Below are 13,364 nucleotides of genomic sequence, written 5' to 3'. Positions count from 1 at the left end.
TCAATCAGCCTTATCAGCGGTGCGAACGGTAGGTTTACGGTGGCGGGATACCGGCGAGACGTGGGCCGAGCCGTTATTGAGAGCAATCATCAGCGCGGGCAACCAGCGGCCCAGCAGGCTGAACAGATCGCCAGCGCCGACCTGGCGGTTGGCGGTTTTCAGGACACGCCCAAGACACGCATCGTCGTCACGGGTGGACGGCGAAGCGTTCAGCATGTCGCGCAAAGACTGTTCAAACGGATCGTGCATACGCACCTCTCGTGATGTCTGTGAAAGACGCGGTCAAATTTGCCCGGGTCACATGAGTCATCGTCACACCCATCGCAAACGGCGGAATAACCACCACTGCCCGAGCGCCACCGAGACCATCATCAGGCAGGCGATCAGGAAGCCATAAGGGCTTGCCGAGAACGGAATGCCACCGACGTTGATGCCCAACAGACCGGTCAGAAAACTCATCGGCAAAAAGATCCCGGTGATGATCCCGAAGCGGTACATCGTGCGGTTCATGCGCACGCTCAAACGCCTGTCCTCGGCCTCGAGGACCAGCCCCACCCGCTCCCGGGTCAATTCCAGCTCCTCGAGATAACGGGTCAGGCTGTTGTTCAATTCGTTCCAGTAATCACCATCGTCTTCGACGAACCACGGCAGTTTTATCCGCGTCAGCTGCCCGAAAATTTCCCGCTGCGGCGCAAGGAAACGTTTCAGTGCGGCAGCCCTTCGACGGATCTGCAAAATGGCGCCATGCTCGGGCGTATACCGTTCGTCGGCATCCAGCTTTTCTTCTTCCTCATCGACCACTTCCGAGAGGCAACTGACCAGATCCTGCACCTTGTTGGTGAGGTACTGAGCCATATAAAGGATGAGTTCGGAGGCGGTTTTCGGCCCTTTGCCTTCAGCCAGCTGCACCAGCAACTCATCGGTGGCGCGCAATGGGCGCAAACGCAGGGAAATGACGCGTTGCGCAGAAGCGAAGATCCGCACCGAGACCATGTCTTCCGGCTCGGCACCCGGGTTCAGGTTGACCCCGCGCAGAAATAGCAGCAGTTCAGAGTCCGGCAGCGGCAATAGACGCGGGCGGGTGTTCTCTTCAAGCAGCAGGTCACAGCTGAATTCACTCAGACCGCTGGATTTGCGCAGCCAGGTCTGGGTTTGCGGGTGACTGCGATCCCAGTGCAGCCACAGGCTTTCATGGGCCTGCAGCTGCAAGTCGTCAAGTTCAGTCCGGGCTATCGAACGCGCACCGCCTTTACCATCCAGCACCAGGGCATGCACCAGCCCCCACTGCGCGTTGTCTTCCTCGAACATCCTCACCCCTTTGTTGATTCGCGGCTTTATTCAGGCATCTTCAGCGGGCTTGGCGAGATGATCACCCCGTTGTTGTCCGCGTAGATGTAATGGCCCGGATGGAAGGTCACGCCCGCAAAGGTTACCGCCACGTTGAGATCGCCGAGACCGCGCTTGTCGGTCTTCATCGGGTGGCTGGCCAGGGCCTGAACCCCCAGGTCGGTTTGCGCGATGACGTCGACGTCACGGATGCAACCATAGATCACCAGCCCTTCCCAACCGTTTTTCGCGGCTTTCTCGGCGATCATGTCGCCCAGCAGCGCACGACGCAGGGAACCGCCGCCATCGACCACCAACACCTTGCCATTGCCCTTGAGCTCGGCTTGTTCCTTGACCAGCGAGTTGTCTTCGAAGCACTTGATGGTCACGATTTCGCCGCCGAACGAGTCACGGCCGCCAAAGTTGCTGAACATCGGTTCCAGCACCTGCACCAGCTCCGGATAGGCGTCGCACAGGTCAGGCGTGAGGTAATGGTTCATCGAGAAACTCCTGTAAAGAGGAAGACAATCGAGTGTGTCGCAAAGTGACCGGAACAGCTCAATGCGTCATATCTTAGCCTCAAGCCGAACAGAGCGAAATGCCCTTGTTAGAGCATCAGGCTCAGACTGCCGAGGCCAAATCCGGCTTTTCTCCCAGCAAAGGCGTTTGCTGATCCGCCAGCCAACGCGCCACCAACGGCCAGACTTCGGCTTGAGCGGCTTTGCTGACGAGCATTTCCACGTGACCAAAATTATCGCCAAAGCCCTGCTCGCGGCCAAGGTTGATGAATTGCTTGTGTTCGGAACCCACCTGATCGAACAACTTGCGACAGGCCCACGCCGGATCCTGATGATCGCCAGCGGCGCTCACTGCCAGCACCGGCACCTGAACCTCGGCCAATCCCGCCCACCAATCCTTGTCCGCATCGCCGAAGCGTCCGAACAGGCCATACCAGCGCATGCTTTCCAGGGCCAGGCCAATCGGCTCGTCCTCCGGGCCGCGCTTGAGCCGTGAACCGGACAGCTGGGCGAAACGCTTGAGAATGAAGCGCCCGCTCCACTCCACTGGTGGAATCTTCAACGGCCAGTAAGTGCGACTGACTTGCGTACCGAAAAACGCCGCAGACGCAACGACAGGCTCGCCGATGTATTCCCCACCCAGTGCCGCCGCCAGCGTGATGCCGCCCAGCGAGTGACCGATCCAGTGCGGGATCTGGCCGCTCTGCTCACGCACGAACGCGCCAATGGCCGGCAGATCGTAACGGGCGTAGTCGCTGACGCGGTTCTTGCGGTAGTTCTGGTTGCGCTGGGACAGGCCGTGGCCACGCATCTCCGCAATCCAGACATCGAAGCCCAGACGCGCCAGGTAGGCGCCCAGCCCCAGCCCTTTCGGCGAGAACCAGAACCGGCGATTGGAAAAGCTGCCGTGCAACAGAATCACCGGCACGCCACGCACGGACGGTTCATCGGCCATGCCGAGACGCGTCACAGCCAGTTCGACGGTGCCGTCAGGGCTGTTGCCGGGTTTCAAACGATAGACATCTTCGCTCAGATCACCGCGCCGCTCGGCGCTGATCAGGGCGACAGGAAATAGGTTGCTGCTGCTTTGCATAATGCTCTTGCACAAAAAAGGGCGGCATCCAGAGGAGCCCGCCCTACTTGAATCTTAAAGCCCCGGCCACTAAAGCTGCCGGGGCTTCACTCACACCATCAAGCCGAAGCCTGACCTTCAGCCAGGAAGAACCAGGTTTCCAGTACGGAATCGGGGTTCAGCGAAACGCTTTCGATGCCCTGCTCCATCAGCCATTTGGCCAGATCAGGGTGGTCCGAAGGGCCCTGACCGCAAATGCCGATGTATTTGCCGGCCTTGTTGCACGCGGCAATGGCGTTGGCCAGCAGCTTCTTGACCGCCGGATTACGCTCGTCGAACAGGTGAGCGATGATCCCGGAGTCACGGTCCAGGCCCAGCGTCAGCTGAGTCAGGTCGTTGGAGCCGATGGAGAAGCCATCGAAGAACTCGAGGAATTCTTCAGCGAGGATCGCGTTGGACGGCAGTTCGCACATCATGATGATGCGCAGACCGTTCTCGCCGCGGGCCAGGCCATTTTCCGCCAACAGATCGATCACCTGGCTCGCTTCGCCCAAGGTACGGACGAACGGCACCATGATTTCAACGTTGGTCAGGCCCATCTCGTTGCGCACGCGCTTGAGGGCGCGGCACTCGAGTTCGAAGCAGTCACGGAACGCTTCGCTGATGTAACGCGAAGCACCGCGGAAGCCCAGCATCGGGTTTTCTTCTTCCGGCTCGTAGAGCTTGCCGCCGATCAGGTTCGCGTATTCGTTGGACTTGAAGTCCGACAGACGCACGATGACCTTTTTCGGGGTGAACGCAGCGGCCAGGGTGCTGATGCCTTCGACCAGTTTATCGACGTAGAAGCCGACCGGATCGTCGTAACCGGCGATGCGCTTGTCGACGCTGTCCTTGATGTCCTGCGGCAGGCCGTCGTAGTTCAACAGCGCTTTGGGGTGAACACCGATCATGCGGTTGATGATGAACTCCAGACGGGCCAGGCCCACACCGGCGTTCGGCAGTTGCGCGAAGTCGAAGGCGCGGTCCGGGTTGCCGACGTTCATCATGATCTTGAACGGCAGATCAGGCATGGCGTCCACGGAGTTTTTCTTGATGTCGAAGCCCAGTTCGCCTTCGAAGATGTAACCGGTGTCGCCTTCAGCGCAGGACACGGTCACGCCCTGGCCGTCTTTCAACAGCTGGGTGGCGTTGCCGCAACCGACCACGGCCGGGATGCCCAGTTCGCGAGCGATGATCGCCGCGTGGCAGGTACGACCGCCACGGTTGGTGACGATGGCACTGGCGCGCTTCATGACCGGTTCCCAGTCCGGGTCGGTCATGTCGGAGACCAGTACGTCGCCTGGCTGGACCTTGTCCATCTCGGACACGTCCTTGATGATGCGGACCTTGCCGGCGCCGATGCGCTGGCCGATGGCGCGACCTTCAACCAGCACGGTGCCGGTTTCTTTCAACAGGTAGCGTTCCATGACGTTGGCCGAGGTACGGCTCTTCACGGTTTCAGGGCGGGCCTGAACGATGTAGAGCTTGCCGTCGTCACCGTCTTTGGCCCATTCGATGTCCATCGGGCACTTGTAGTGCTTCTCGATGATCATCGCTTGCTTGGCCAGTTCGCTGACTTCAGCGTCGGTCAGGCAGAAACGGGCGCGATCAGCCTTGTCCACGTCGATGGTCTTGACCGATTTACCGGCCGTGGCGACTTCGCCGTAGATCATCTTGATGGCCTTGCTGCCCAGGTTGCGACGCAAGATGGCCGGACGACCGGCTTCCAGCGTTCCTTTGTGGACGTAGAACTCATCCGGGTTCACCGCGCCTTGTACGACGGTTTCACCCAGGCCGTAGGCGCCGGTGATAAACACCACGTCACGGAAGCCCGATTCGGTATCGAGGGTGAACATCACGCCGGCAGTGCCGGTTTCGGAGCGGACCATGCGCTGCACACCAGCCGACAGGGCCACCAGCTTGTGGTCGAAGCCCTGGTGGACGCGGTAGGAAATCGCGCGGTCGTTGAACAGGGAGGCGAACACCTCTTTGGCGGCGCGAATGACGTTTTCGACACCACGGATGTTCAGGAAAGTTTCTTGCTGACCGGCGAAGGAAGCGTCCGGCAGGTCTTCGGCGGTAGCGGAAGAGCGCACGGCCACGGCCATGTCAGGGTTGCCGGCCGACAGCGTGGCGAACGCAGTGCGGATCTCGGCGTTGAGCTTCTCGGGGAATTCGGCTTCCATGATCCATTGACGGATCTGGGCGCCAGTCTTGGCCAGGGCGTTGACATCGTCGACGTCGAGAGCGTCGAGGGCGGCGTGGATCTGATCGTTCAGGCCGCTCAGTTCCAGAAAATCACGATAAGCCTGAGCTGTCGTGGCGAAGCCACCGGGCACCGATACACCGGCGCCTGCGAGGTTACTGATCATCTCGCCCAGGGATGCGTTCTTGCCCCCTACGTGCTCTACATCATGGACGCCGAGCTTATCGAGGGAAACTACGTACTCTACCAAGGTGATCTCTCCACTAACTGTGTTGGAAAAGCTCAGAAGCCGGCGGCTCGGGGGAGCGTTTACCGGCTGTATGGCCTGGACCTGGAAAATAAGTGAGAATGCGGGCCACTGGCGGCCGGCAAATCGCGCCTATCATATCCAGAAATCTTCACTAGCTTAAGGCCCAAGGTGCAAATGAAACGATCTGCTTTCTTTATCTCCGATGGCACGGGTATTACCGCCGAAACCCTCGGTCAAAGCCTCCTGGCGCAGTTCGAAAACATTACCTTCAGCAAATTCACGCGTCCGTACATCGATAACGTGGATAAAGCGCGGGCCATGGTACAACAAATCAACAAAGCCGCCGAAACCGACGGCTTCCGGCCGATTATCTTTGACACCATCGTCAATCAGGACATCCGTGAGATCCTCGCAACGTCCAATGGTTTCATGATCGACATTTTCTCGACCTTCCTGGCGCCGCTTGAACAGGAACTGACCGAGCATTCCTCCTACACCGTCGGCAAGTCCCATTCCATTGGTGGTAACTCCAATTACATGGAACGCATCGAGGCGGTGAACTTCGCCCTCGACAACGACGACGGCGCCCGCACGCATTATTACGACAAGGCCGACCTGATCCTAGTGGGCGTGTCGCGTTGTGGTAAGACGCCGACGTGCCTGTACATGGCCATGCAATTCGGCATCCGCGCGGCCAACTACCCGCTGACCGAAGACGACATGGAACGCCTGACCTTGCCGAACGCCCTGCGTGCTCACCAGCACAAGCTGTTCGGCCTGACCATCGACCCGGACCGTCTCACCGCCATCCGCAACGAGCGCAAGCCCAACAGCCGCTATTCGAGCTACGCCCAGTGCGAGTTCGAAGTGCGCGAGGTGGAAAACCTGTTCCGTCGGGAGAACATTCCCAACATCAACTCCACGCATTTTTCCGTTGAAGAAATTTCCGCGAAGATCCTCGTCGAAAAAGGTGTTGAGCGGCGGTTCAAGTAATTCTCCATTGCCTGTTATGGCCTCATCGCCAGCAGGCTAGCGATTGAACGATAACGCGGTCCTCTAGATAACAAACAAATCCACAAACCGATTAACAGGCGTCGCTTCAAGCGCTGCCTGATCCTTGCACAACTCGAAAATCTCATCACTGCGCTGCGCGGTGAAGCGTGTCGCCAGGTTCGCCCTGAACTTATCCTCCAGCAACGGAATCCCGTCAGCACGGCGACGCCGATGACCGATCGGGTACTCGACCACCACGTTCTCGGTGCTTGAACCGTCCTTGAAAAACACCTGGATCGCGTTGGCGATGGAACGCTTGTCAGCTTCCAGATATTCGCGGGTGAATCGCGGCTCTTCAACGATGACCATTTTTTCCCGCAGCACGTCGATGATCGGATGCGCCGCATGGAAGTCATCTTCGTATTGCTCGGCGACCAGGTTGCCAAACGCCAGCGGCACGGCGGTCATGTACTGAATGCAGTGATCGCGGTCCGCGGCATTGGCCAACGGGCCAACCTTGGAAATGATGCGGATCGCCGATTCGTGGGTGGTGATGACGATCTTGTCGATTTCATGCAGACGATTTCTAACCTGTGGATGCAGGGTCACTGCCGCTTCACAGGCGGTTTGTGCGTGGAATTCAGCGGGAAAACTGATTTTGAACAGCACGTTTTCCATCACGTAGGTGCCGTAGCTGCGGGAGAGACTGAACGCGCGCTTGTCGTCCGGCTTGAGCGCCAGATCGTTGTTGGTGTGGCTGAACAACACGTCGTAAAAACCCCACTGCTTGGCCGTCAGCACGCCGGGAATACCCATCTCGCCGCGCATCGCGATGTCCGCCAGGCGCACACCCCGACTGGACGCATCGCCCGCCGCCCAGGATTTGCGCGACCCGGCATTCGGCGCATGCCGATAGGTGCGCAGCGCTTGCCCGTCGGCAAAGGCGTGGGACAACGCTGACAGCAGTTGCGCGCGATTGGCGCCCATGAGTTTGGCGGTGACGGCGGTCGAGGCGACTTTCACCAGGATGACGTGATCGAGCCCTACACGATTGAAGGAGTTTTCCAGGGCGATCACGCCTTGAATCTCGTGGGCCATGATCATGGCTTCGAGCACCGCGCGGATGGTCAGCGGCTCATCGCCATTGGCCAGGCGCTTTTGTGACACGTGGTCGGCCACCGCGAGAATCCCGCCGAGGTTATCGGACGGGTGGCCCCACTCGGCCGCGAGCCAGGTGTCGTTGTAGTCGAGCCAGCGCACGATGCAGCCGATGTCCCACGCCGCCTTGACCGGATCGAGCCGGAAACGGGTGCCGGGAACCCGCGCGCCGAACGGGACGACGGTGCCTTCGACGATCGGGCCGAGGTGTTTGGTGCATTCGGGGAAACGCAAGGCCAGCAGGCCGCAGCCGAGGGTGTCGATCAGGCAGTTGCGGGCGGTGTCCAGCGCTTCTTTGGATTCGATTTTGAAGTTGAGGACGTAATCGGCGATGTCCTGCAGGACGGTGTCGTAGTCGGGGCGGTTGTTCAGGTCAACGTTGGTGCTCATGTTCGATTCACTCGGTTAGTGCTTCGTTGATGGGACCTCGGTTCAGTTAAATCTCAGTCGGTGACAACATTCTTATTATTGAAATGCGATCCACTGTGGGAGTGAGCCTGCTCGCGATGGCGGTATGACTGGCAACAAGGATGTTGAATGTTATGGCCTCATCGCGAGCAGGCTCGCTCCCACAGGGTTTAGTGTTTATTTCTGGATTTGTGTCAGAACGAATCACCCGGCACGCGCACGAAGCCTTCCATCAACACCCGCGCACTGCGGCTCATGATGGCTTTGTTCACGGTCCATTCGCCGTTCACCTGACTGGCCTCGGCCCCCACGCGCAACGTGCCGGACGGATGGCCGAAGCGCACTGCGTTGCGTTCGATACCGCCTGCTGCCAGGTTGACCAAGGTGCCGGAAATCGCTGCCGCCGTACCAATGGCAACCGCCGCCGTGCCCATCATCGCGTGATGCAGTTTGCCCATCGACAGTGCGCGCACCAGCAGGTCGACATCACTTGCCTTAATCGCCTTGCCGCTGGACGCCACGTAGTCCGCCGGCTTGGCCACGAAGGCCACCTTTGGCGTGTGCTGACGCTTGGCCGCTTCGTCCAGGTCCTTGATCAAGCCCATGCGTAACGCGCCATATGCACGGATGGTCTCGAACATCAGCAAGGCTTTCGGGTCGCCATTGATCGCGCCCTGCAACTCGGTGCCGGTGTAACCGATGTCTTCGGCGTTGACGAAAATCGTCGGGATGCCGGCGTTGATCATGGTCGCCTTGAAGGTGCCAACGCCGGGCACTTCCAGGTCATCCACCAGGTTGCCGGTGGGGAACATCGAACCACCGCCGCCCTCTTCTTCCGCCGCCGGGTCCATGAATTCGACCTGCACTTCGGCGGCGGGAAAGGTCACGCCGTCGAGTTCGAAATCACCGGTTTCCTGCACTTCACCATTGGTGATCGGCACGTGGGCGATGATGGTCTTGCCGATGTTGGCTTGCCATACGCGCACCACGGCAACGCCGTTGTGCGGAATGCGACTGGCGTCTACCAGACCGTTGCTGATGGCGAACGAACCGACCGCTGCAGAAAGGTTGCCGCAATTACCGCTCCAGTCGACGAAAGGCTTGTCGATCGAGACCTGACCGAACAGGTAATCGACGTCGTGATCAGCCTTGGTGCTTTTCGACAGGATCACGGTTTTGCTGGTGCTGGAGGTCGCACCGCCCATGCCGTCGATTTGCTTGTCGTACGGGTCGGGGCTGCCAATCACGCGCAGCAACAAGGCATCGCGTGCCGGGCCGGGAATCTGTGCCGCTTCGGGCAGGTCTTTCAGGCTGAAGAACACGCCTTTGCTGGTGCCGCCGCGCATGTAGGTGGCGGGGATTTTGATCTGAGGTGCGTGAGCCATGGTGCTCCTTCAAAGCAGACACGGGACTCTACATCCCGTGTCCGCACATCGTGATTTAGACGGCGACTGCCGATTCAAGGAAGTCCTGCGCGAAACGCTGCAACACGCCGCCCGCCTCGTAGATCGACACTTCTTCGGCGGTATCGAGGCGGCAAGTCACCGGCACTTCGACGCGTTCGCCGTTCTTGCGGTTGATCACCAGCGTCAGGTCGGCGCGCGGTGTGCGCTCACCGATGACGTCGTAGGTTTCACTGCCATCGATGCCCAATGTGTGACGGTCGGTGCCCGATCTGAACTCCAGCGGCAACACGCCCATGCCCACCAGGTTGGTGCGGTGGATGCGTTCGAAACCTTCGGCGGCGATCGCTTCTACACCGGCCAGACGCACGCCCTTGGCCGCCCAGTCGCGGGACGAACCCTGACCGTAGTCGGCGCCGGCAATGATGATCAGCGGCTGCTTGCGCTCCATGTAGGTTTCGATGGCTTCCCACATGCGCATGACTTGGCCTTCCGGCTCGACGCGGGCCAGCGAACCTTGCTTCACCTTGCCGTTTTCCTGAACCATTTCATTGAACAGTTTCGGGTTGGCGAAGGTGGCGCGCTGCGCGGTCAGGTGGTCACCGCGGTGGGTCGCGTAAGAGTTGAAGTCCTCTTCCGGCAGGCCCATTTTCGCCAGGTATTCGCCGGCGGCGCTGTCGAGCATGATCGCGTTCGATGGCGACAGGTGATCGGTGGTGATGTTGTCCGGCAGCACCGCCAGCGGGCGCATGCCCTTGAGCGGACGGGCACCGGCCAGTGCGCCTTCCCAGTACGGCGGACGGCGGATGTAGGTGCTCATTTCGCGCCAGTCGTACAGCGGCGTGACTTTCGGGCCGGTGTCTTCGTGGATGGCGAACATCGGAATGTAGACCTGACGGAACTGCTCCGGCTTGACCGATGCTTTGACCACTGCGTCGATTTCTTCGTCGCTCGGCCAGATGTCTTTCAGGCGGATTTCCTTGCCGTCTGCGTCCAGGCCCAACACGTCTTTTTCGATGTCGAAACGGATGGTCCCGGCGATGGCGTAAGCGACGACCAATGGCGGCGAAGCCAGGAACGCGTTCTTGGCGTACGGGTGAATCCGGCCGTCGAAGTTGCGGTTGCCGGACAACACAGCGGTGGCGTACAGGTCGCGGTCGATGATCTCTTGCTGGATCACCGGGTCGAGCGCGCCGGACATGCCGTTGCAGGTGGTGCAGGCGAAGGCCACTACACCAAAACCCAGTTGCTCCAGTTCGTCGGTCAGGCCTGCTTCGTCGAGGTACAGCGCCACGGTTTTCGACCCCGGCGCCAGGGAAGATTTGACCCACGGCTTGCGGGTCAGCCCGAGTTTGTTCGCGTTGCGCGCCAGCAGGCCGGCGGCGATCACGTTGCGTGGGTTGCTGGTGTTGGTGCAGCTGGTGATGGCGGCGATGATTACCGCGCCGTCCGGCATCTGGCCCGGCACGTCATCCCACTGACCCGAGATGCCTTTGGCCGCCAGATCCGACACCGCGACACGGGCGTGCGGGTTGCTCGGGCCAGCCATGTTGCGCACCACCGAGGACAGGTCGAAGGTCAAGCCGCGCTCGTATTGCGCGTCTTTCAGGCTGTCAGCCCACAGGCCAGTGGTCTTGGCGTAGTTCTCGACCAACTGCACTTGCTCGTCTTCACGGCCGGTGAGTTTGAGGTAGTCGATGGTTTGCTGATCGATGTAGAACATCGCCGCCGTGGCGCCGTATTCCGGGGCCATGTTGGAGATGGTCGCGCGGTCGCCCAGGGTCAGCGCCGCGGCGCCTTCACCGAAGAACTCCAGCCATGCACCGACGACTTTTTGCTGACGCAGGAACTCGGTCAGCGCCAGCACCATGTCGGTGGCGGTGATGCCCGGTTGCAGCTTGCCGGTCAGTTCAACGCCAACGCTTTCCGGCAGGCGCATCCAGGAAGCGCGGCCGAGCATCACGCTCTCGGCTTCCAGGCCACCGACACCGATGGCGATCACGCCCAGCGCATCGACGTGCGGGGTGTGGCTGTCGGTGCCGACGCACGTGTCGGGGAACGCCACGCCGTCACGCACCTGGATTACCGGAGACATTTTCTCCAGGTTGATCTGGTGCATGATCCCGTTGCCCGGTGGAATCACATCAACGTTCTTGAAGGCCTTTTTGGTCCAGTTGATGAAGTGGAAACGGTCTTCGTTGCGACGGTCTTCGATGGCGCGGTTCTTCTCGAACGCCTCCGGATCGAAGCCACCGCGCTCGACGGCCAGGGAGTGGTCGACGATCAATTGCGTCGGCACCACCGGGTTTACTTGCGCCGGGTCGCCACCTTGCAGGGCGATGGCGTCACGCAGGCCGGCGAGGTCGACCAGTGCGGTCTGGCCGAGGATGTCGTGGCAGACCACGCGGGCCGGGAACCACGGGAAGTCGAGGTCGCGTTTGCGCTCGATGAATTGCTTCAGGGATTCGGTGAGCGTGGCCGGGTCGCAGCGACGCACCAGGTTTTCCGCCAGCACGCGGGAGGTGTACGGCAGGGTGTCATAGGCGCCGGGCTGGATGGCTTCGACAGCCGCGCGGACGTCGAAATAATCCAGATGGCTGCCGGGCAGCGGTTTGCGGAATTCAGTGTTCATCGTCAGGACTCGGTCACGGTAATTGCAAAAGGTGGGGCCTGGCATTCGGTTTGAATTCAACACAACCCCTGTGGGAGCGGGCTTGCCCGCGATTGCGGTGGGTCAGGCGACATTTATGTCGAATGTGACTCCGTCATCGCGGGCAAGCCCGCTCCCACAGGGATTTGCGTAACGTTCAAATCCCTGTGTCAGGCCCCCACCATTCAGCGTTGTTCGATTGGCACGAACTTGCGCTGTTCGACGCCGACGTACTCGGCGCTTGGGCGGATGATGCGGTTGTTGGCACGTTGCTCGAACACGTGCGCTGCCCAGCCAGTCAGGCGCGAGCAGACGAAGATCGGTGTGAACAATTTGGTCGGGATGCCCATGAAGTGGTACGTCGACGCATGGTAGAAGTCGGCGTTCGGGAACAGTTTTTTCTGCTCCCACATGGTGGCGTCGATGGCTTCGGAAACCGGGAACAGCACGGTGTCGCCCACTTCTTCAGCGAGTTTTTTCGACCAGCCCTTGATCACCTCATTGCGCGGATCGTTGTCCTTATAGATCGCGTGACCGAAGCCCATGATCTTGTCCTTGCGCGCCAGCATGCCAAGGGTGCCCTCGACGGCCTCTTGAGGCGACGAGAAGCGCTCGATCATTTCCATCGCCGCTTCGTTGGCGCCGCCATGCAACGGACCACGCAGCGAACCGATGGCGGCAGTGACGCAGGAATACATGTCCGACAGTGTCGAAGCGCATACCCGTGCGGTGAAAGTCGAGGCGTTGAACTCGTGTTCCGCGTAGAGGATCAGCGAAACGTTCATCACCTTGACGTGCAACTCGCTCGGCTTCTTGTCGTGCAGCAAGTGCAGGAAGTGGCCGCCAATGGATTGTTCGTCGCTCACGCAGCTGATGCGTTTGCCGTCGTGGCTGAAGCGATACCAGTAGCACATGATCGCCGGGAACGCGGCCAGCAGACGGTCGGTCACGTCGTGTTGTTCGGAGAAGTCTTTCTCCGGTTCGATGTTGCCCAGAAACGAGCAACCGGTGCGCATCACATCCATCGGGTGGGCGTCGGCGGGGATGCGTTCCAGCACTTCTTTGAGCGCTTGCGGCAGGTCGCGCAGCTTGCCCAGTTTGCTGATGTAAGCGGCGAGCTGCGCTTTGGTTGGCAGTTCGCCGTAAAGCAGCAGGTAAGCCACTTCTTCGAACTGTGCGTCAGCCGCCAGTTCGCGAACGTCGTAGCCACGATAGGTCAGGCCTGCGCCCGACTGGCCCACGGTTGACAGAGCGGTTTGCCCGGCAACCTGGCCACGGAGCCCGGCGCCACTGAGTACTTTTGCTTCGGCCATTGCTGTCTCCAGTTTTCTTGAATTTGTT

General features: G+C 60.2%; 10 protein-coding genes. 1 reads left to right on the top strand and 9 read right to left on the bottom strand.

All coding sequences use genetic code 11. The annotated features are described in order from the left end of the window. The 5 genes from ACA053_RS09015 to ppsA form a co-directional block, all read right to left on the bottom strand. A complete protein-coding gene (locus ACA053_RS09015; RefSeq protein ID WP_007944521.1) occupies window positions 1-249 on the bottom strand; it encodes a hypothetical protein in 249 nt (82 codons plus the stop codon). Window positions 250-312: 63 nt separating this feature from the next. Further along, the gene (gene cmaX / locus ACA053_RS09010; RefSeq protein ID WP_497316747.1) at window positions 313-1,308 is read right to left on the bottom strand and encodes a divalent cation transporter CmaX; all 996 of its coding nucleotides are present in this window, start codon (window positions 1,306-1,308) and stop codon (window positions 313-315) included. Between the two features lie 26 nt (window positions 1,309-1,334). Further along, window positions 1,335-1,826, bottom strand: coding sequence for a ribonuclease E activity regulator RraA (rraA, locus tag ACA053_RS09005; protein WP_046816185.1), 492 nt, complete (start codon window positions 1,824-1,826; stop codon window positions 1,335-1,337). A gap of 121 nt (window positions 1,827-1,947) precedes the next feature. Continuing rightward, window positions 1,948-2,937, bottom strand: coding sequence for an alpha/beta fold hydrolase (locus tag ACA053_RS09000; RefSeq protein ID WP_497395055.1), 990 nt, complete (start codon window positions 2,935-2,937; stop codon window positions 1,948-1,950). 98 nt (window positions 2,938-3,035) lie between these two features. Next, window positions 3,036-5,411 carry a phosphoenolpyruvate synthase gene (gene ppsA / locus ACA053_RS08995; protein WP_109628842.1) on the bottom strand — a complete coding sequence of 792 codons (2,376 nt, stop codon included), beginning with the start codon at window positions 5,409-5,411 and terminating at the stop codon, window positions 3,036-3,038. A 174-nt stretch (window positions 5,412-5,585) separates the two neighbouring features. Between ppsA and ppsR the strand changes: the two genes are divergently transcribed. Then, window positions 5,586-6,404, top strand: coding sequence for a posphoenolpyruvate synthetase regulatory kinase/phosphorylase PpsR (gene ppsR / locus ACA053_RS08990; RefSeq protein WP_084318745.1), 819 nt, complete (start codon window positions 5,586-5,588; stop codon window positions 6,402-6,404). 63 nt (window positions 6,405-6,467) lie between these two features. On the opposite strand, the gene prpD is transcribed toward ppsR, so the two are convergent. The 4 genes from prpD to prpC all read right to left on the bottom strand — a co-directional run bounded on the left by prpD (window position 6,468) and on the right by prpC (window position 13,336). Continuing rightward, window positions 6,468-7,952 carry a 2-methylcitrate dehydratase gene (gene prpD, locus ACA053_RS08985; RefSeq protein ID WP_497395053.1) on the bottom strand — a complete coding sequence of 495 codons (1,485 nt, stop codon included), beginning with the start codon at window positions 7,950-7,952 and terminating at the stop codon, window positions 6,468-6,470. Between the two features lie 212 nt (window positions 7,953-8,164). Further along, complete coding sequence (prpF, locus tag ACA053_RS08980; protein WP_497395051.1) at window positions 8,165-9,355, bottom strand: 2-methylaconitate cis-trans isomerase PrpF; 1,191 nt, start codon at window positions 9,353-9,355, stop codon at window positions 8,165-8,167. A 55-nt stretch (window positions 9,356-9,410) separates the two neighbouring features. Further along, a complete protein-coding gene (gene acnD / locus ACA053_RS08975; protein ID WP_497395049.1) occupies window positions 9,411-12,005 on the bottom strand; it encodes a Fe/S-dependent 2-methylisocitrate dehydratase AcnD in 2,595 nt (864 codons plus the stop codon). Window positions 12,006-12,208: 203 nt separating this feature from the next. Further along, entirely contained in the window at window positions 12,209-13,336 is a 1,128-nt protein-coding gene (gene prpC, locus ACA053_RS08970) for a bifunctional 2-methylcitrate synthase/citrate synthase (protein ID WP_109628833.1), read from the bottom strand. Window positions 13,337-13,364: the final 28 nt, after the last annotated feature.

The sequence above is a fragment of the Pseudomonas sp. LBUM1672 genome (assembly GCF_059695655.1).
The sequence above is the reverse complement of the archived record's forward strand: the minus strand, read 5'-3'. Positions and strand labels throughout refer to the sequence as shown.